This window comes from Arthrobacter sp. BK1 (assembly GCF_056680055.1).
The window spans coordinates 1,271,013-1,290,050 of sequence record NZ_CM155263.1 but is presented as its reverse complement, the minus strand read 5'-3'; the positions used below and the strand labels follow the sequence as shown (position 1 = coordinate 1,290,050).

At 66.7% G+C, this 19,038-nt stretch carries 13 protein-coding genes; 5 read left to right on the top strand and 8 right to left on the bottom strand.

Annotation, left to right across the window (positions count from 1 at the left end; all coding sequences use genetic code 11):
* Window positions 1-13 precede the first annotated feature (13 nt).
* Together AC1MCA_RS05665 and AC1MCA_RS05660 are read right to left on the bottom strand one after the other, a co-directional pair.
* Window positions 14-652: a transglycosylase family protein gene (locus AC1MCA_RS05665; RefSeq protein ID WP_479801797.1), complete on the bottom strand. Its 639-nt coding sequence runs from the start codon at window positions 650-652 to the stop codon at window positions 14-16.
* Between the two features lie 191 nt (window positions 653-843).
* Window positions 844-3,531, bottom strand: coding sequence for an excinuclease ABC subunit UvrA (locus AC1MCA_RS05660; protein WP_479801795.1), 2,688 nt, complete (start codon window positions 3,529-3,531; stop codon window positions 844-846).
* Between the two features lie 47 nt (window positions 3,532-3,578).
* Between AC1MCA_RS05660 and AC1MCA_RS05655 the strand changes: the two genes are divergently transcribed.
* The 4 genes from AC1MCA_RS05655 to AC1MCA_RS05640 all read left to right on the top strand — a co-directional run bounded on the left by AC1MCA_RS05655 (window position 3,579) and on the right by AC1MCA_RS05640 (window position 6,823).
* The gene (locus tag AC1MCA_RS05655; protein WP_479801793.1) at window positions 3,579-4,655 is read left to right on the top strand and encodes an adenosine deaminase; all 1,077 of its coding nucleotides are present in this window, start codon (window positions 3,579-3,581) and stop codon (window positions 4,653-4,655) included.
* A gap of 238 nt (window positions 4,656-4,893) precedes the next feature.
* Complete coding sequence (locus AC1MCA_RS05650; protein WP_479801792.1) at window positions 4,894-5,847, top strand: pullulanase X25 domain-containing protein; 954 nt, start codon at window positions 4,894-4,896, stop codon at window positions 5,845-5,847.
* An 89-nt stretch (window positions 5,848-5,936) separates the two neighbouring features.
* Window positions 5,937-6,482: a YceI family protein gene (locus AC1MCA_RS05645; protein ID WP_479801790.1), complete on the top strand. Its 546-nt coding sequence runs from the start codon at window positions 5,937-5,939 to the stop codon at window positions 6,480-6,482.
* A 14-nt stretch (window positions 6,483-6,496) separates the two neighbouring features.
* Window positions 6,497-6,823, top strand: a complete 327-nt coding sequence (locus AC1MCA_RS05640; RefSeq protein WP_479801788.1) for an acylphosphatase — start codon at window positions 6,497-6,499, stop codon at window positions 6,821-6,823.
* Here the strand turns inward: AC1MCA_RS05640 and AC1MCA_RS05635 are convergent.
* The 4 genes from AC1MCA_RS05635 to AC1MCA_RS05620 all read right to left on the bottom strand — a co-directional run bounded on the left by AC1MCA_RS05635 (window position 6,810) and on the right by AC1MCA_RS05620 (window position 14,838).
* On the bottom strand, window positions 6,810-8,075 hold the full coding sequence (locus tag AC1MCA_RS05635; RefSeq protein WP_479801786.1) for an MFS transporter: 1,266 nt from the start codon (window positions 8,073-8,075) through the stop codon (window positions 6,810-6,812). The two genes, AC1MCA_RS05640 and AC1MCA_RS05635, sit on opposite strands and share 14 nt — an antisense overlap.
* Window positions 8,072-11,764 carry a TM0106 family RecB-like putative nuclease gene (locus AC1MCA_RS05630; RefSeq protein WP_479801785.1) on the bottom strand — a complete coding sequence of 1,231 codons (3,693 nt, stop codon included), beginning with the start codon at window positions 11,762-11,764 and terminating at the stop codon, window positions 8,072-8,074. Before AC1MCA_RS05630 ends, AC1MCA_RS05635 begins: the two co-directional genes overlap by 4 nt.
* 153 nt (window positions 11,765-11,917) lie before the next feature.
* Entirely contained in the window at window positions 11,918-13,114 is a 1,197-nt protein-coding gene (locus AC1MCA_RS05625; RefSeq protein WP_479801784.1) for a TerC family protein, read from the bottom strand.
* Window positions 13,115-13,152: 38 nt separating this feature from the next.
* Window positions 13,153-14,838 (bottom strand): RecQ family ATP-dependent DNA helicase, encoded by a 1,686-nt coding sequence (locus AC1MCA_RS05620; protein ID WP_479801782.1) that lies wholly within the window; start codon window positions 14,836-14,838, stop codon window positions 13,153-13,155.
* A 220-nt stretch (window positions 14,839-15,058) separates the two neighbouring features.
* Between AC1MCA_RS05620 and AC1MCA_RS05615 the strand changes: the two genes are divergently transcribed.
* On the top strand, window positions 15,059-17,362 hold the full coding sequence (locus AC1MCA_RS05615; protein ID WP_479801780.1) for an FdhF/YdeP family oxidoreductase: 2,304 nt from the start codon (window positions 15,059-15,061) through the stop codon (window positions 17,360-17,362).
* Between the two features lie 111 nt (window positions 17,363-17,473).
* Here AC1MCA_RS05615 and AC1MCA_RS05610 read toward each other — a convergent pair whose 3' ends face one another.
* Window positions 17,474-17,803 (bottom strand): DUF6457 domain-containing protein, encoded by a 330-nt coding sequence (locus AC1MCA_RS05610; RefSeq protein ID WP_108599331.1) that lies wholly within the window; start codon window positions 17,801-17,803, stop codon window positions 17,474-17,476.
* A 124-nt stretch (window positions 17,804-17,927) separates the two neighbouring features.
* On the bottom strand, window positions 17,928-18,992 hold the full coding sequence (locus AC1MCA_RS05605; RefSeq protein WP_479801778.1) for an ROK family protein: 1,065 nt from the start codon (window positions 18,990-18,992) through the stop codon (window positions 17,928-17,930).
* Window positions 18,993-19,038: the final 46 nt, after the last annotated feature.

The window sequence follows — 19,038 nt, the reverse complement described above, 5'->3', positions numbered from 1 at the left end:
GGAACCGGGGTCCTTAGGCGGGAAGCTGAATGACCTGTCCCTCGAACACCAGGTTGGGATCGGCGATGGTGTCCAGGTTGGCGTCAGCCAACTGCTGCCAGCCGCCGGCGATGCCGAGTTTTTCCGCAACGATGCTCAGCGTGTCACCGGCTTCCAGCGTGTAGGTCTCGCCGCTGAGCGCCACCGGGGCGGCATGCTGCGGAACCGTTACGGGCGCGGTCTGCACGGGCGCGGTCTGTACCGGAGCCGCCTGTACGGGCGCGCTCTGGACCGGGACGCTCTGAGGTGCCACCGCCGTCGCGCCTCCTCCGCCGCTCAAACCGAGCTGCGCGGCGCAGGACGGCCAGGCGCCCCAGCCCTGCGCGGCCTGGACCTGTTCTGCCACGGCGATCTGCTGTTCGCGGCTCGCATCGGCCGCGGAGCCGGTGCCGCCGTAGGCCGCCCACGTGGTGGGGCTGAACTGCAGGCCGCCCGTGTAGCCGTTGCCCGTGTTGGTGGCCCAGTTGCCGCCGCTCTCACACTGTGCCAGGGCGTCCCAGGTTGAGGTGCTCGCTGCGTTGGCTCCCGTGGCGGACAGTGCAAGCCCCGCCATGGAAATGGCAGCAACAGTTGCTCCGCGGCGCGCGACAGTACGGATGGTGGTGTTGTTCATGGTGTTGATGCTCCCGAAGGCCACCTGCGCTCGGTCCGTCCCCGGACGTTATCGCGCCACTGCCCGCCCCTGACGAATAGAGGTCATTTTCGGTGTCTGCCGGCCGGGCAGTTCTGGTGGAGGCAGCACCGGGCATTCATCGGCCCGCCTGACGGGCCTGCATTTCACGCTAGGACATCACGGCGGCGATATCAAACCGGGGTGCCGGCAAGAGTCTGGGCTGGTGGCGGGCTGGTTGCGGCCCGGGGAAGTGCCGCCGCCAGGTAGGGCGCGGTGCGGCTGTGGGGTGAAAGCGCGACGTCGGCCGCGGTTCCGGCGGCGACGATCCTGCCGCCGGCGTCCCCGCCCGACGGCCCCAGGTCAATGACCCAGTCCGCGGCGGCCACCACCGCCATCTCGTGTTCGACCACCACCACGGTGTTGCCGCTGTCCACCAGGCCGTGAAGCTGGGCCATCAACAGTTCGACGTCTGCCGGGTGGAGTCCTGTGGTGGGTTCGTCGAGGAGGTAGAGGGTGTGGCCCCGCTGGGCACGCTGCAGTTCCGTGGCGAGCTTGATGCGCTGCGCTTCGCCGCCGGACAGCTCAGTGGCCGGCTGACCCAGCCGGAGATAGCCCAGGCCAACGTCCCGGAGGCTCTTCAAGCTGCGGGCGGCGGCAGGAATGCCGGCCAGGAACCCGGCCGCGTCATCCACGGTCAGCCTCAACACTTCAGCCACATTCTTGCCACGGTAGGTCACCTCCAGGGTTTCCGGGTTGTAGCGTGAGCCGCGGCACTCCGGACAGGGACCGTAACTGCCCGGGAGGAACAGCAACTCCACGGCCACAAACCCCTCGCCCAGGCAGGTCTCGCACCGCCCGCCAGCTACGTTGAAGGAGAACCTCCCGGCCCCGAACCGTCTGGCGCGCGCCTGCTCCGTGGCGGCGAACTCCTTGCGTACCGCGTCGAACAGGCCCGTATAGGTGGCCAGGTTCGAGCGGGGCGTGCGCCCGATGGGCTTCTGGTCCACGGTCACCAGCCTGTCGATCCGTTCCGCTCCGCTGACCGGCCCCACCGACAACGGCGTCGCCGGGCCTGCGTCATCCGGATCTGCAGGCTGTGCGGCCCTGCCCGAGGGTGCAGCCTTTGCCGAGGGTGCAGGCGTTGCCGAGGGTGCCGGGTGGTCCTTCAGCCCGGATCCCACCACTTCACCCAGGACATGGCTGACCAGTGTGGACTTGCCCGAGCCGGACACTCCCGTGACTGCAGTCAGGACGCCCAACGGGAACCGCGCATCAACGTCCCTGAGGTTGTGGCGGCTGATGCCGGCCAGCTCCAGCCAGCCGTCCGGCTCCCTGATGCTGTTCGCAAGAGGCGCGCGGCCTCCTTGTGGTCCGCCGCCGCCGGGCGTGTCGCTCTCGTGGGGCGCGCCGCCGTCGGGCACTTCATCGCTGAACAGGAACGGGCGCGTGACCGATGCCTCGATCGCCGCCAGCCCGGCAACCGGCCCGCTGTAGAGCACCTCGCCGCCGCCCTCGCCGGCCCGGGGACCCACATCCACCAGCCAGTCGGCGCGGCGGACAACGTCCATGTTGTGTTCCACCACGAAGACGGAATTGCCGGACGCTTTGAGCTGGTCAAGGACCGCCAGGAGGGGCTCGGCATCGGCAGGGTGGAGGCCGGCGGACGGTTCGTCCAGCACGTAGATCACGCCGAACAGGCCGGACCGGAGCTGCGTGGCGATCCTCAGCCGCTGCATCTCGCCGGGGGAGAGGGTAGGGGTGGCGCGGCCCAGGGCGAGGTATCCCAGGCCAAGATCCAGGAGCACGGTGACGCGGTTCAGGAGGTCCGCGGTGATGGCCACCGCCACTTCGTTGTCCTCCCCGGACGTCTGCGTGCGGGATGCGGTTCCGGCTTCCTTCAGGCCGGCGGTGGGGCGGATGATCTCGGCCAGTTCCACCATCGGCGTCGCGTTGAGCTCGGCGATGGTCCGCCCGGCGAAGGACACGGCGAGAGCGTCGGCCGTGAGCCCGGTGCCGCCGCAGAGCGGGCACGGCCCGGACTCCATAAACGCCAGGACACGCTCGCGCATGGCAGCGCTCTGGGAGTCCGCCAGGGTGTGCAGGACGTAGCTTTTGGCGCTCCAGAAGCGGCCCTTGTACGGCTTGGCAACACGGTCTCGCTCCGGGGTGACTTCCACCACCGGCTGTTCCTCGGTGAACAGGATCCAGTCGCGCTGCTTCTTCGGCAGTTTCCGCCAGGGCACGTCGACGTCGTAGCCCAGGTGACTGAGGATGTCGCGGAGGTTCTTGCCCTGCCAGGCGCCCGGCCACGCGGCTATCGCACCGTCGCGGATGGTCAGTGTCGGGTCCAGAACCAGGGATTGCTCGCTGACCGTGTGGGCGACCCCCAGCCCGTGGCATTGCCGGCACGCGCCCGCGGCGGTGTTTGGCGAAAAGGCGTCCGAGTCCAGCTGCGCGGCACCTGCAGGGTAGGTTCCGGCGCGTGAAAACAGCATGCGCAGCGAATTGGAGAGGGTGGTCACCGTGCCCACGGTGGACCGGCTGCTGGGTGCGCCGCGGCGCTGTTGAAGCGCGACGGCGGGTGGCAGCCCCGAGATCATCTCCACCTTGGGATTGTGGCCCTGCTGGATGAGGCGGCGGGCGTAGGGGGCCACTGATTCGAAGTAGCGCCGCTGGGCTTCGGCATAGATGGTGCCAAAGGCGAGTGAGGACTTCCCGGAACCGGAGACTCCCGTGAACGCCACGATGGAGTCGCGCGGCACATCCACGTCAACGTTGCGCAGGTTGTTCTCCCGCGCGCCCCGCACACGGACAAAGCCGTCCGCGAGGTGGCCGGAACCGGCGTGGGATGAAAAGTCAGCCTGCTGAGGATTGTGCATCGATCGACTCTAGCCGCGATGCGGCCGGCGGGCGATATCCTGACCGGATGAACACCTTTGCCGACGCTACTGCCGCGCCTGAGACCATAGCTCCCGAAGAGTTGACCGAAGAAGAGTTGACCGAGGCCCAGCCGGCAGAGGTGCTGCGGCCCCTGACCGTCGCCGAGCTGCACCTGCACATCGAGGGCACCCTGCAGCCGGAGCTGATTTTCGAGCTGGCCGCGCGCAATGGCATCGCACTGCCGTACGCGGACCTCGACGAGCTCCGCGGACGGTATGAGTTCACCGACCTGCAGTCCTTCCTTGACTTGTACTACGCCAACATGGCGGTGCTGCAGACCGAACAGGACTTCGCCGACATGACCCGCGCGTACCTGACCCGGGCGGCCGCTGCCGGCGTCCGGCACGCGGAGATCATGATGGACCCGCAGGCACACCTGTCCCGCGGCATCCCGCTGGAGACCTGCGTGAATGGCGTGGCTTCGGCCTTGGCGACGTCGGTGGAGGACTTCGGCATTTCCACCCTGTTGATCGCCGCGTTCCTGCGGGACCTTTCCGAGGAATCCGCGCTGGAGGTCCTTGATGCGCTGCTGGCCATGGACGCTCCGATTGCGGCCATCGGCCTTGACTCGGCGGAGGTGGGCAACCCGCCGGCAAAGTTTGAACGGCTCTATGCAAAGGCCCGCGCAGCGGGCCTGCGGCTGACCGCCCACGCAGGCGAGGAAGGGCCGCCGTCGTACATCATCGAAGCGCTGGACATCCTGGGCGTGGAGCGGATCGACCACGGCATCCGGTGCATGGACGATCCCGAGCTGGTGGAGCGCCTCGTTGACGGGCGGACGCCGCTGACCGTGTGCCCGCTTTCCAACGTCCGGCTGCGGGCCGTGAATACCCTGGCGGACCACCCGCTGCCGGCAATGCTTGCAGCGGGGCTGAACGTATCGGTGAACTCGGACGATCCGGCCTATTTCGGCGGGTACGTGGATGACAACTTTGCCCAGCTCAGGACCGTGTTCGAGCTGTCCGAGTTCGACGTGGTACGGCTCGCCGCCAATTCCATCCACTCATCGTTCGCTTCCGAGGAGCGTAAAGCGGAGCTCCTGAACGAGCTGAACGGCGTATAGCTCCACGCCGCCCGCTCGCTTACACTGGTGCGCAGGCGTGTCCGGGAAGCGTCCGGCGGTACCCAGTTACCAGCGCACAGGGTTGAGCAAACAGCCCCTTTCCGAGACCCCTGCCTCAGTTCCGGCGTAATCCGCGTCATAGATGGTCACGACACGCAGAGTTAACCATTTCAAGTCGCGCGATTAACAAGCTGTTGGCAGGATGCCTAGAGACCGATCGCATTACTCAAGGGGAACCATGGCCAAGTCCACCGCAGATAACACCAACCTCCGACTCAAGACCGTACTGAACGTCCTGACCGAAGGCGTGTGGTCCGGCGACACGTTGAACGCCGGGGAGGTCCTGGCAGAAGCCACCGCCCGCGTGCCGTTCAGTGACCACGAGGCGGCGTTGCTTACCGGCGGCATTCCCCGTGGCCACAAGGCGCTCACGTCCGCCACGGCCAAGCTGGTCAAGGCAGGCTGGCTGGTCAAGGGCCGGTCAGGCTGGACCATCACCGAAGACGGCATGCGCGCCACCGTTGCGTTCCCCGATGCGGCGTCCTTCGCTGCAGCGCTGGACGCCGGCACTCCGGTTCCGGCCGACGTCCCGGTTCCTGCGGCCCCGGCCGTCCTGCCCGCCAAAGCAGCGAAGAAGGCACCGGCCACGCCAGCCACCCCGGACGCACCCGTGACGAAGACTCCCGCCAAGAAGGCGCCGGCCAAGCGGACCCCCGCCAAGAAGGCAGCGGATGCAGTGGGCAAGGCGGCAAAGATCATCGAGGACGCAGTAGAGCCCGTGGTCAAGGCCGTCCGCTCGCGCAAGGCAGCCCCGAAGGAAGGTGCCGCGCTTGCCGGCGCAGCGTCGTCGTCCAACGGAACGCACGCTGTGGGCAACACCGCGGAGACGTTCCCCCAGCCTGAAGCTGTGGCAGTTGCCGGCGACTTCAACACCATCCTCGGAGCGCCGGAGAACTGGGCCCCGCAGTACGACGAGGCCCAGCTGGCCCTGGACACCCTGGACCAGCTGTGGAAGATCAGCGCCGACCTGCCGGCCGGCTACTACACCTTCAAGATCGCCCTGAACCGGTCGTGGGAAGAGAACTACGGCGCCTTCGGCACCTTCGATGGCCCCAACCACGAACTGCACCACGACGGCGGCACTGTCACCATCAGTTACGACCACCGCACCCGGGACATCACCATCAACTGATCCCCGGTCTCTGGACAAAAACTCCTGAGTGAAGCAGTGTGGAAACCGGTCGTCCTGACCGGTTTCCACACCTTTAAGGAGATGCTGAAATGACCCTTCCTTCCGGCCTTACCCCGGGCAATTGGACGTTGGATATGTCGCACAGTGAGATCGGTTTCACGGTGCGGCATGCAGGCATCAGTAAAGTCCGGGGCCGGTTCACGGACGCAACGGCCGAGGCCCGCGTCGGCGAATCGCTGGCCGATGCCTCCCTTCACGCCACCGTCATCACCGCCAGCTTCGAGTCCGGTGATGCCAACCGCGACGCGCATGTCAAGGGACCTGATTTCTTCGACGTCGAAGAGTTCCCCGAGATGAAATTCCGCGCCACCTCGGTAGAGGGCGACGGCGAGGACTACACCCTCACCGGCGACCTCACCATCCGGGGCATCACCAAGCCGGTGGAGCTGGAAGTCGAATTCACCGGGGTAGCGGTGGATCCGTTCGGTGCCACCCGCGCCGGCTTCTCTGCCGAGACCGAGATCAGCCGCAAGGAGTTCGGCCTTACGTGGAACGCAGCGCTTGAGGCCGGCGGCCTGCTGGTCAGCGACAAAGTGAAGATCAACGTCGACGCCGCCTTGGTCAAGCAGGCCTGATCCCGGCGCCCATCATGGCTCCTGACAGTCCCCCATTCGGCATCTCCCGGTCCGAGGACCCCCAGACAGGTGATGTCCGGCTCTCTGCCCGCGTCTTTGGCGTGGTGCAGGGGGTCGGATTCCGTTTCTGGACGATGGGCAAGGCCGACGAACTGGCCCTCAAAGGGTTAGTGAAAAACCTCGACGACGGTTCGGTGTCCATCGTTGCCGAAGGCCCTGAGCAGCAGGTCCGGAAGCTCCTGGACTGGCTGAGGTCAGCGAATGCCCCTGGCCGGGTGGAGCGGGTGGAGGAGTCCATCTCCGCGGCCGAGAACTCGTTCCGGGATTTCAGGGCCCGCTGAGGGTGCCTGTACCGGCCGCACCTGCACGTGCCGTGTCCGGTTTGCCTGACTGGCCGAGGGGGCGTTCTTTGGGGCCCGGCGGATACGCGTGCCGCCGCCCCGCCAAGGTGATCACCAACGCGAGGACGGCGGGAATTGCTGCCGCCACCGGAACAAGCAGAGGCCCGGCGAAGGTCAGTGCAGCGGCGCCGAACATGGCACCGATCATGATCCCGATCTGGATGGTCAGGACGGTCAGCCCGTTGGCGGCGTCCCGGTACTCGCCGCCCGCACGGAGGATGGCGGACTGGTTGTAGATTCCCATGGCACCGATTCCCGTGCCCCAGATAAACATCAGGACCAGGGTGACAGCCAAGGCCAGACCGGGCAAGGCAACCCCGGCCAGGGGCAGCAGGAGCATGGACACCACCACTCCGGCAATGGTGATCAGGAGCCATCGCCGCGGCCGGGAATCCACGGTAATCCCCGCAATCCAGATGCCTACCAGCCCGGCAACCCCGAGGACGCTGATGGACAGCGGGATGCTGAAATCAGGAAGTTTGGCCTCGCGGAGGAACGGCGCAATGTAGGTGAACAACGCGAAATGGGCCATCAGCATCAGCGGCCAGCCGACGGCCACAACTTTGACGCCGGGCTGGCTGATCGCCTGGCGAACAGAGGGGTGCGGCGCGTCGGGGATGCGCCGGACCGGCGGAAGCAGCCAGATCGCCAGAATCGCCAGCAACACACCGGAGGCCGCGAGGACCAGGAACGCCGCGCGCCAGCCGAGCAGGTTGCCCAGGAAGGTGCCCACGGGGGCGCCGATCGCCAGGCCCAGGCTGTTGCCACTGAAAACGATGGCCAGCGCCTTGCCCACTTTGTGGGCGGGCACAATCCGTGCCACAAACGGGGCCATGGCTGACCACAACAGGCCGTGGGCGATGCCGCCCACCACGCGTGAACCCATGGCAGCGCCGAAATCGGAAACCACGGCCACCAAAGCATTGCTCGCAGCGAAGGTCAGGATCAGCGCGATGAGCAGGAAATGCCGTGGAATCCGGGAGAGCAGCAGAGACAACGGGATGACGGTCACCACGATGATGGCCGCATAACCCGCCGTCAGATACCCGGCCGTCGCCTCCGACACCCGGAAATCCGCGCTGATCTGGGGCAACAGCCCGGACGGCAGGAGTTCGGTGGTGATGGCGGTGAAACCAATGGCGGCGAGCACTACGAGGGCGCCGACGGGCAGCTTGGTATTCTGGGATGTCACCCCCTGAATTTACCCTGCCGGCGGCTTGGGCTCAGGCCGATGAAGGCCCCGAGCTCCTCCAGAACAGCCGGTTTGTGGGGCATGTAGTTCGTGAGTTCGGGAGAACGGATCACCACGGCACGCCACTGGCCCCGGGACACCGCGACGTTGATCCGGTTCCGGTTCAGCAGGAACTCGGCTCCGCGGGGCGCCTCGGCAACCGCCGAGCAGGCCATCGAAACCAGCACCACGGGCGCCTCCTGGCCTTGGAACTTGTCCACGGTGCCCACCCGGACACCTCCCAGCCCCGCCTGTTGCAAGGTAAGCCGGATCAGCTGGACCTGGGCGTTGTACGCCGCCACCACCAGGAGGTCCTCCGGAGTCAGCGCCCGGGCCGGTTTGTCGCCCCCGGGGAGCCACTTCAACCCGATGTGCCGGTTGGCCTGCCGGACTACCTCGGCTGCCTCTTCTGCGGAGGACGTGGTGTTCCCGCTGTGTTCCACCAGGATGGTCTCCACACCGGCGGGAAGGCCGTCCAGGCTGCGCAGGGACGCCGCGGGCGCCGACTCGAGCTTGCCGTCGTAGCTGAGGACGGACACGGCACGGCACAGGTCAGGATGCATCCGCCAGCTGTCCGCCAGGAAGTAGCCGAGGCTTTCGGGGAGCGTGGCGTGGCCTACGGCGAGCCAGCCGAGGGCAGATTCGTCCACCGGCTCCGGGTGCGAGCCCTGGGTGACCTGCGGCAGCTGCTGCGGGTCACCCAGGAGCAGGAGCCGCTTGGCGGACCGGGCAACAGCCAGGGTGTTGGCCAGCGAGAACTGGCCGGCCTCATCTATCACCAGCAGGTCCAGGGAACCGGCGGGCACGGCTTTCCCGGTCATGGTCCAGGCAGTGCCGCCCACCAGGCAGCCGCCCGGGGAGGCCAGGAGTGTGCCGACGTCGGGGTCCTTAATGTGGCGCCACGGGACGTTGTGGGCTGTGACGAGCTTCTTGGCCACGCGGGCCGGATCCACGCCGGCGGTTTCGATGGCTGTGCAGAGCATGTTCTCCACCACGGCATGGGATTGCCCCACCACGCCGACTTTCCAGCCCTCCGCCACCAGCCTGGCGATGACGTGTGAGCCGACGTACGTCTTGCCCGTCCCGGGAGGGCCCTGCACCGCCAGGTAGGAGCGGTCCAGGTCCAGCAGCGAGGCGGTGATCGCCGTGACGTAGTCGGCCGCTCCCGAGCTGTCATCCCGTACCGGGGCGGGGGCTGGCAACGACCGGAAACGCGGCGGGACCTTGCGCAGGATGTCGATGCCCGGGTGCGCGGGCAGGGAAGGCAGTGCACCCCCGACGGTTTGGGCCAGTTCAGCAAGGGCGGCGTCGATGCTGGCGGTGCCCACAGGCTGGTCTTCGGTGAGGGCTACGGGAAGGTGCGGGTATGCGGGGACCTTGCCCGTTTCCCGTTCCTCGATGGTGATGATGGTCCTGCCAGGGACGCCGGGGTGGTCCTCCACGGCGGTAACCAGGGTACCGAAAGTGAAACCGCGTCCCTTGGTGCCACCGGTGGGATTCTCCAGTCCGTCCGGGACCGGTGCGTCGTAAAGCCGGCACCAGGTGCTGCCGGGTTTGAAGTCCGAGCCCTCGCTCATGGTCCCGGCGAGCCTGAGTGTGCGGGTCCGCATCCGCTCCCGGGGTTTGGCCAGGACCCAGTCCGTGAGGATCTCAGCCGTGTCCACCACAAACACGTTGCGGTGATCGGACCAGGTGTCGAGCTCGGCTTCAGTCCGGTCGAAGTGCTCCCACCAGAACTGCTTCCGTTCGCGCCGGTGGTAGCCGACTGCTGCAGCCACCATCGCAATGGCGCGTTCGTCGTCGGTCCAGGGCCGGTTGTCTGGCAAGCCAGCGAGGTATTCCTGCAGGCGCCGTTCCTCCGGCGAGGGCTCGGGGTCCGGGGCCCCGGCCACCACGTCCGGTACCACACCCTCACGCAGCAGCTGCCCGCCGTCGTCGGGCGTTCCTTCTGGCGCGGCGCTGGCGGGGCCCGTCTCAGCGGCGCCAGTCTCAGCGGCGCGCGTGCCGCGCAGCTCCAGCAGCCAGTCGCGGAGGCGGAGCGTGGAGAGGCAGTCGTACTCGTTGTAGTCGGAGATGGAGGCGAGGACGTCAGCGGCCTCAGTTGCATTGCCGCCGTCACGGGCAGCGCAGTAAGCGGCATACGCCACCACCGAGGCGCCGGCGTCCTTGACGTCCCCCGAGCGGAGGTTGTCTCCCATGTAGAGGGGCTCGAGTTTTTTGATGGAATAGGAAGGCTCGGAGATCCGCAGCGAATGCCGGGCGGTGGCGTAGAGGTCCACCAGGACGCCTTCGCGCAGCCAGTTGTCCACGATGTCCTCGCCGGCCAGGTGTGTCACGGACAGGTTCCGGAGCGCTGATTTCTCGTAGGCGGCGTAGTGGTAGACGTGCATGTCCGGGTACCGGGAACGCCGTTCCTCGACGTAGGCGAGGAAGTCCAGGAAGGCCTGCCGTTCCTCATGGCGGGAATGTGCCCAGAAGGGCCGGAACACGGGCTTGTCAGTGGTGCGGGCGTCAGCTGCCGGCGCCACGATCACGCCGAAAAGGTACTCCAGGCCCCACTTGCCGGTGGCAGGATCCTGCCAGAGGGGATCGCCCTCGAAGTCGAAGAAGATGTCGCCGCGGCTCGGTGCGGGGATGCCGGCCAAGGCATTTTCCGGGAGCACCTTGAACGTGACGGTGTGCTCCTCGCCGTCCTTGGTGAAGCTGCGGGAACCGTCCGGCAGGTCCAGGCCCAGCTGCATCCGGGCCTGGCCGCGGAGCCGGACCACCGGGCCGGTGGCTTTGCCCGGCGGGAGACCGGCCAGGGCGTCGATGGTGGTGATCCGATCGGCAATGAGCTTCTTCCGCCGGAGCATGCTCATGCCGCCCACCATCAGGAGATCGCGGTGGGACTGGACCTGCTCCGCGCAGTAGTTGCACCTCCCGCAGTACCCGACGCCGGGCTGCTGCCACTGCACCGCCGAACCGGACTCGCGGTGGGAGGCGGTCAGCTCGCGGAAGCGGTCGCGGCGCTCGCGGAAGACCGGCAGCAGGTCAGGCAGGGAATGGTGGCTGCGGACGTACTCGCCGTCCACCACTGCCCCGAGCACCAGGGTGACCCTGGGCGACGGGTCCAGGCCCATGCCGATGAGTTGGTCGCCGTAGGCAGCAAGCTGAAGGAGAGCGCCCACTTTCGCGTGGCGGGCGAGCTTGGTGTCCCACACCTCGTACCGCCCAGGCGTGCCGGTGCCCGCTGCCTCGTTGACGATGAAGTCCGCGTAGCCCAGGAATTCGCCGTCGAAGAAGGTTGCCTGGAAGACGACGTCGGCCCCGGCCCGGAGCGCGAGTTCAGTTTCGGCCTGTTTGGCCAGCAGCGCGCCGCGGGTATTCCCGCCGCGCTCGAGGGAGTACACACCGGCGCCCCGGCCGGCGTCCCATTCGCCGTACTGCGCGATCAGGCCGGTCAGGACCTTGGCCTCATGCCGGTCACCGAGCGCCCCGGCACGGCGCTGCATCTCGTCGTCGGGAAACTCCGCCTTGGGGGAGCGGCCCAGTTTCTCGTCCAGGATCCGGAGCGTGAGGTACTCACATTCGCTGGCGGCCACCAGATCGCTGGCGGAAAACACCAGGTCCTGCTGCGCGTCAACGCCGACCGGATCGAGCAGAAACACGGGGCCTCCCCATTAAAAGCCTGGCCGGGAACAGTTTCCGTGGCCATGTTCCGAATCTACCAACAGCCACTGACAACGCGGGGTCACTAGATGCCCTCCCCAGGCCTCCGGAAGGGCATCTAGTGACCCCGCGTTGCTGGTGGTTCTGGTTGTTTAGTCCTGGGCGGCCCGCACCTGGGCTTTGTCGTGCTCGATGTGGGCGCTGCGCAGGAGGTCCATGAACTCGGTCTCGTTACGGATGAGCCGCTTGTACTTCTCCGGCAGGCTGCGGATCTGGTCTTCCTCGCGGACCATGTTGGCGAAGATCTTGTCCCGCTCGTTCATGTCCGTCTCGTAGTTCAGGTCCAGGTATTCAGTGGCGTGCCGCTTCGCTCCGGATACCGCGTTCTTGGCCTTGCCCTTGGGGCTGAAGATCGAGGCCAGGACGGTGACCGCCAGGACGCCGAGGATCACGCTCAGGGAGACTTCGGTGCTGACCTCCACCACGTTGACCTTTTCGCCCTCGTTGATGAACGCGAGCGTGTTCTCGTGGAGGGCGTGCAGGATGAGCTTGACGCCGATGAAGCCCAGGATCGCCGCCAGTCCGTAGGCGAGGAAGATCAGCCGGTCCAGCAGCCCGTCGATGAGGAAGAAGAGCTGGCGCAGGCCCATCAGCGAGAACGCGGTGGCCGTGAAGACGATGAAGACATTCTGCGTCAGCCCGAAGATTGCCGGAATGGAATCAAGGGCAAAGAGGATGTCGGTCCCGCCGATGGCCACCATGACCAGGAGCATCGGCGTGAGCACACGTTTGCCGTCCTCCATGGTGAAGAGTTTGTCGCCGTCGTAGTGCTGCGACGCCGGGAGGTACTTTTTGGCGAGCCGGACCACCAGGCCCTCGGATTCGTCCTCGTGGCTGTCCGGCTTCAGCAGGTTGCCGGCGGTGATCAGCAGGATCAGCCCGAAAATGTAGAAGATCCACGCGAAGCTGTTGATCAGCGCGGCACCCAGGAAAATGAACGCGGTGCGGGCAATGAGGGAGAAGACGATGCCGAACAGGAGCACCTTCTGCTGGTCGGCGCGGGGGACCTTGAAGCTGGCCATAATGATCAGGAAGACGAAAAGGTTGTCCACGGACAAGGCCTTCTCCGTGACATAACCGGCGAAGTATTCGGTGCCCATGGTGGGTCCGCCGAACCACAGCACACCGAGGCCGAAGAGCAGGGCGATGCTCACATAGATGCCTGACCAGATGGCGGATTCCTTCAGGGAAGGCGTGTGGGCCTTGCGCACATGAAAGAAGAAATCGAAGGCCAGGAGGCCCACGATTCCCACGATGGTCAGGGTCCAGACATACGGAGGTACTTCCACGCGGCCGGCCTTTCGTTGGAGTCTGTCTTCCAGACTACCTAAGCGGGCCTGAGGAGTTCATATTCCAGGACGGCCGTCCGGGACAGGGTCTTGTAGCCCTCCCGCTCGAAGAGGACGGTGATGACGTCATCCTCGTGCCGCATCACCAGGCCAGGTCCCCACTCCTTGTGGACGACGGCTGTCTGGAGGGGGAACGGCTGGCCGGCCGTGTCAGGGGCCGTCCCGCCGTCGTCGTCCTTCACTGCTTCCGGGTGCCGGGGCTCCGGCCGCGCGGCTGATTCGGCGCAGGCATCGCAGTTGCCGCAGGGCTCATTGAAGTCCTCGCCGAAGTAGCCGAGCAGGTACTGGCGCCGGCAGCCGTCCGTCTCGGCGTAGCCGCGCATCATGTTCAGCCGGGACTGGTCCACGCGCTGCCGTTCTTCGGAACGTTCGACGGCGGCGCGCACCACGGCGGGAAGTTTGGCTTGGGAGATGAGCCGGATGCCGCGCTTGCCGGTGCGGACGGCGCCCACCTCCTCGAGCTGGTTCACCAGGGCCGTGACCCGGCGTGCCGGGAACCCCGTGAGCTCGGCCACGGCAGTTTTCGGAGCGGGAGCGCCGGCGGCCCGCAGGACCTTCAGCAGGGCAAGGAGCGAATCCGGATCGGCGGAGTGGGTCCCGAAGAACGTCCGCAGGCCCAGGTCCTCTGAGCGGTAATGGAGGATGGCGGAGGCCGGCCGCCCGTCCCGCCCCGACCGGCCGATCTCCTGGTAGTACGCGTCCAGGGACTCCGGGATGTCTGCATGGACCACGAAGCGGACGTTGGGTTTGTCGATCCCCATGCCGAAGGCGGTGGTGGCAACCACCACGTCCAGCTGGTCGGCGAGGAACTGCTCGTGGACGCGTTCGCGGTCAGCTGCCGGACGGCCCGCGTGATACGCCTCCGCGCGGAGCCCGTTCGTCACCAGCTTCGCCGCGTATTTCTCGGTGTCTTTGCGGGTGGCGGCATACACCAGGCCCGGGCCTTCAGCGGCGAGGGCAGTCACTTGTGCCAGCACGGCCCTGAACTTTTCTTCTTCCTCGTGGTGGCGGACCACATCGAGGCCGATGTTCGGCCGGTCGAAGCCGCGGACCAGCACCAGGGGGTCCCTCATGCCCAGCCGTTTCATGATCTCCTCGCGTACCGGCGGCGAAGCGGTGGCTGTCAGGGCCGCCACCGGAGGGTTGCCCAGCCGCTCCCGGACAGCACCGAGGGTCAGGTAGTCCGGCCGGAAATCATGACCCCAGGACGAGACGCAGTGTGCCTCGTCCACCACAAACATGGGGATGTCCAGGGCGGAGATCCGCTCCACCGTTTTCTCTTTGGCGAGCTGTTCGGGTGCGAGGAAGAGGAAAGTGGCGCGGCCATCCTCCGCCCGTTGCCAGGCAGCTTCCACCTCAGCGTCGCTGCGCGATGAGTTGATGGCGGCTGCGGTGTCCGGACCAAGCCGTTCGTTCAGCCCGTCCAGCTGGTCCTCCTGCAGGGCGATCAGGGGTGAAACGACGACGACGGGGCGCCCGGTCTGCTGTTTGAGGTAAAGGGCTGCAACCTGGTAGATCGCGGACTTGCCGTAGCCGGTGGGCATCACTGCAAGGACATCGCGGCCGCTGGCCAGGGCGGACATGCCGGCGAGTTGGCCGTCGCGCAGTTGCGGCAAAGAGAAGGAAGAGGAGGCAAGCGCTCGGAGCGCAGGGTTCTTGGACATAACGGCTCCGGCGGGTGGTTCCTGCGGCCGCTTGCTTCAGCCGTGGTGACAAGCCTAGCGTGCCGTGACCGCCGCCGTCGTGCGCGGTCATGAATGTCCGTCTCCGACGGCGGGGCGTCTTCCTTGACTTACAGGGTCCCCTGAACAAGTGTGGAAAGTGACCGTTCCGCCGGTGATCCCGGTGTGCCTGCGGTCCCGGCAAGAACCAAGGAGATCCAGCGTGACGCGCAAAAACCCGCAGGTTGAAGAGGCCAACGAAGCTGACATCGAAGTCACCGGCCATCCGAAGACGTGGGCCGCCGGCGTCCCCGGCGTCTACCACTCGCTTGAGCCTGCCATCAAGCACATGGGGCCGGGCCGGGCAGGGAAGACGCTCCTGGCGCTGAACCAGAAAGACGGCTTCGACTGCATGAGCTGCGCGTGGCCGGACCCCGGTCACCGCAAGACCTTCGAGTTCTGCGAGAACGGCGCCAAAGCCGTCACGTGGGAAGCCACCCCGGTGGTGATCGGCTCCGAATTCTGGGCCGAACATCCGGTGAGCGCGCTGCGGGAGCGGTCCGAATACTGGCTGGGGATGCAGGGGCGCCTGACCGAGCCGGTCCACAAGCCTGCGGGGGAGGACCACTACCGGCCGGTCAGCTGGGAACAGGCCTTCACCATCATCGCGGACAAGCTCAAGTCCCTGCCCAGCCCGGACCGGGCCACCTTTTACACCAGCGGCCGGACCTCCAATGAGGCTGCGTTCCTGTACCAGCTGTTCGTCCGTGCCTACGGCACCAACAACCTGCCGGACTGCTCGAACATGTGCCACGAATCCTCGGGCTGGGCCATGGGCCAGACCATCGGCATCGGCAAGGCCACCATCTCCTATGATGACTTCGCCAAGGCGGACCTGATCATCGTCATGGGCCAGAACCCCGGCACCAACCACCCCAGGATGCTGACGGCGCTGGAAGAGGCCAAGGAAGCCGGCGCGGCCATTGTGGCTGTCAACCCGCTGCCGGAAGCCGGGCTGATGCGCTACAAGAACCCGCAGAAGGTCAAGGGAATCGTGGGCCGCGGCACGCAGATTGCTGACCAGTTCCTTCAGGTCCGTATTGGCGGTGACATGGCCCTGCTGCAGGCCATCTCCAAGCGGGTCCTGGACGCCGAGGCCGCGGATCCCGGATCCGTGCTGGACCACGCCTTCCTGGCGGAGCACTGCCAGGGGCTGGAGGAACTGCGCGCGCACCTGGCCGGGCTGGACGAGGCCGCCGTGCTGGAAGCCACCGGGCTGCGGGTCGAGGAGATTGACGAACTGGCCCACCGCTACCTCAAAGCGGACAAGGTGATCATCACCTGGGCCATGGGAATCACGCAGCACAAAAAGGGCGTGGCCACCATCAAGGAGATCATCAACCTGCTGCTGCTCCGGGGGAACATCGGCAAGCCGGGCGCCGGCGCGTCCCCCATCCGCGGCCACAGCAACGTCCAGGGCGACAGGACCATGGGCATCTGGGAACAGATGCCGCCCGCGTTCCTGGACGCCCTGGGCAAGGAGTTCAGCTTCGAACCGCCGCGGGAACACGGCGTGGACGCCGTCGAAACCATCCGGCAAATGCGCGACGGCGGCATCAGGGTTTTCCTCGGCCTGGGCGGAAACTTCGTGGGCGCCATGTCGGACACGGACGCCGGCATCGCGGCCATGGAGAACACCGAACTGTCGGTCCAGATTTCCACGAAGCTCAACCGCTCGCACACGGTCACAGGTGCCGAAGCGCTGATCCTGCCCACCATGGGCCGCACGGAGATCGACCTGCAGGAATCCGGTCCGCAGTTTGTCTCGGTCGAAGACACTGTCTGCGCTGTTCACGCCTCGCATGGAACTGTGGAGCCGGTGGCTCCCCACCTGCTGTCTGAGGTTGCCATCGTCAGCAGGCTGGCCAACAAGGTGGTGGGGAATTCCGTCCAGGCCGACTGGGCCGGGTTCGAGAAGAACTACGACCTTGTCCGGGACCATATCTCCCGCGTGGTCAGCGGCTGCGAGGACTACAACCGGAAAATCCGGCAGGACGGCGGTTTTGTCCTGCCCAACGGGCCGCGGGACTCGCGGACCTTCAACACGCCCACGGGTAAGGCGATGCTGACGGTCAACGAACTGGAGCATGTGGAACGGCCCGCGGGGACCCTGATCCTGCAAAGCATGCGCTCGCACGACCAGTTCAACACCACCATCTACGGCAACAACGACCGCTACCGGGGCATCAAGAAGGGCCGCGAAGTGGTTTTCGTCAGTCCGGCGGACCTGGCAGAGCTGGGCCTCAGCGACGGGCAGCACGTGGACATCCACGGTGTGTACAAGGACAACGTGGACCGGGTGCTGCGGAACTTCCGCGTGGTGTCCTACCCCACGGCTGACGGGTGTGCTGCTGCCTACTACCCTGAGGCCAACGTGCTGGTCCCGCTGGAGAGCGTCGCCGAGGGAAGCCAGACTCCGGTGTCCAAGGCCATCATTGTGCGGCTGGAGCCGGTTGCCGGTGCCTGAGGGCGGCCCGCCCCTGTAAGCAGGTAAAGGCCGCTGAAGCGGTGCCTGCCGGCACCGCTTACCCGGCACCGCTTACCCCGGGCCAGGTTGCCTGTGGGGCGGGGCGCCGCGTTATTGGCCCGTGTCCGCCCAGCCCTTGGCCGCCGGGCCGCCGTCGTGACCGTCCGCGCAAAGCTGGAACGCGACGTCGGCCGCTTTGGAAACAGCGGCGGTGGACGAGTCTTTGGAGCCGGCGCTCCCGGTGCCGGCTTCCAGCCCGGCCGCGTAGCCCACCAGGAACGTGGTGACGGGGGCGGCTGCGTGGATCACAGAGCCGGCAGACTTCCTGGCCAGGTCAAGCAGCAGTTCCTGGTCCACGTCCAGGTCCAGGATCTGAAGTGCCTGGGCCAGCCGGTGGGTCCACTGGTCCAGGACCTGTGCTTCGTCGTCGGTGACGGCCATGTTTACTCCTTAGTCACGGGTACTGGGGCAGCATCGGCGTCGCGCCCCGGTGCCCTCGACACTACAAGCCCCGGGGGCCCAAGTCACCGGCTTCCGCGCCCAGGCGCGCTACGGCCCGCTGAACTCAGCCCAGCCGGGCGTTGACCGCGGCGGCCGAAAAGACCTGGTTCACCAGCAGTGAGGACATTCCGCGGATTCCCGCATCCTCACCCAGGGCTGCCAGCCGGACGTCCAGGTGGCGGGTGGCCCGGGGGAGGGACATGGGGTACAGGGTTTCGCGCATCCCGCCGATCAGCGACGACGACGCGAGGTCCCCGGCGATGAGCAGCACTGCAGGGTTGAACAGGCACACCACGGTGGCCATGACTTCGCCGAGCCGCTGGCCCGCTTCGTGGGTCAGCCGCATGGCCTCGACGTTTCCCGCCAGCAGCAGCCGGTGCACGTCCCGCCCCGAGTAGGCTTCGATGCCCTGCTCCTTCAACGTCCGCGCGATGGCACCGCCGCTTGCTCCCGCGGCGAGGCAGCCGAAGGACCCGCACTGGCACTGCAGCCCCGTGAAGGCGGGGTGCCGGACGTGCCCGATATCGCCGGCGCCGCCGTCGACGCCCTGGTAGACCTGGCCGTTGATCACCAGTCCGGTGCCGATTCCGGTGGAGACCTTGACCAGGCACAGGGACGTGGTGCCAGTGAACCCGGCGCTGTATTCGCCTACCGCCATGGCATTGGCATCGTTTTCCACCAGGACCGGAACGGGGAACGTGTCCTGGAGGAAATCGACAATGGGGTAGGCGTCCCAGCCCGGCATGATGGGCGGCTGGCTGGGCCGCTGGGTGTGTGGATCCACCGGTCCCGGGATGAAGATGCCCACGCCGGAGACCTTGCTCATGGGGGTTTTGGAACGCGTGAGGAGCTGCCGGCCGGTCTCCGTGATGGCGTGCAGCACCTTCTCGGGGCCGTCCTCCACTGCGATGTCCACGTGCTCGTCGGCGAGGATGGCGCCGCTCAGGTCGGTGAGGGCCACCCTGCTGGACGTGGTTTCAACCGAGGCCGAAATGGTGCAGGAGTGCTGGAGGTTAAAGGCCAGGTCCGTTGGACGACGTCCACCCGATGGCCTCGCAGTGCCGGCTTCGCGGATCAGTTCCGCCTTCAGCAGCGCGTCCACGCGCTGCGCCACCGTCATCCTGGACATGCCCGTTTCCTCTTGGATGTCTCCGCGGGTCCGGGCCTTGCCGGAA

Excerpts from the sequence above, each read along its gene's own strand:
- AC1MCA_RS05620 (WP_479801782.1), bottom strand. The coding sequence starts at position 14,838 with ATGTCCAAGAACCCTGCGCTCCGAGCGCTTGCCTCCTCTTCCTTCTCT.
- AC1MCA_RS05605 (WP_479801778.1), bottom strand. The coding sequence starts at position 18,992 with ATGTCCAGGATGACGGTGGCGCAGCGCGTGGACGCGCTGCTGAAGGCG.
- AC1MCA_RS05640 (WP_479801788.1), top strand. The coding sequence starts at position 6,497 with ATGGCTCCTGACAGTCCCCCATTCGGCATCTCCCGGTCCGAGGACCCC.
- AC1MCA_RS05655 (WP_479801793.1), top strand. The coding sequence starts at position 3,579 with ATGAACACCTTTGCCGACGCTACTGCCGCGCCTGAGACCATAGCTCCC.
- AC1MCA_RS05610 (WP_108599331.1), bottom strand. The coding sequence starts at position 17,803 with ATGGCCGTCACCGACGACGAAGCACAGGTCCTGGACCAGTGGACCCAC.
- AC1MCA_RS05650 (WP_479801792.1), top strand. The coding sequence starts at position 4,894 with ATGGCCAAGTCCACCGCAGATAACACCAACCTCCGACTCAAGACCGTA.
- AC1MCA_RS05660 (WP_479801795.1), bottom strand. The coding sequence starts at position 3,531 with ATGCACAATCCTCAGCAGGCTGACTTTTCATCCCACGCCGGTTCCGGC.
- AC1MCA_RS05645 (WP_479801790.1), top strand. The coding sequence starts at position 5,937 with ATGACCCTTCCTTCCGGCCTTACCCCGGGCAATTGGACGTTGGATATG.
- AC1MCA_RS05665 (WP_479801797.1), bottom strand. The coding sequence starts at position 652 with ATGAACAACACCACCATCCGTACTGTCGCGCGCCGCGGAGCAACTGTT.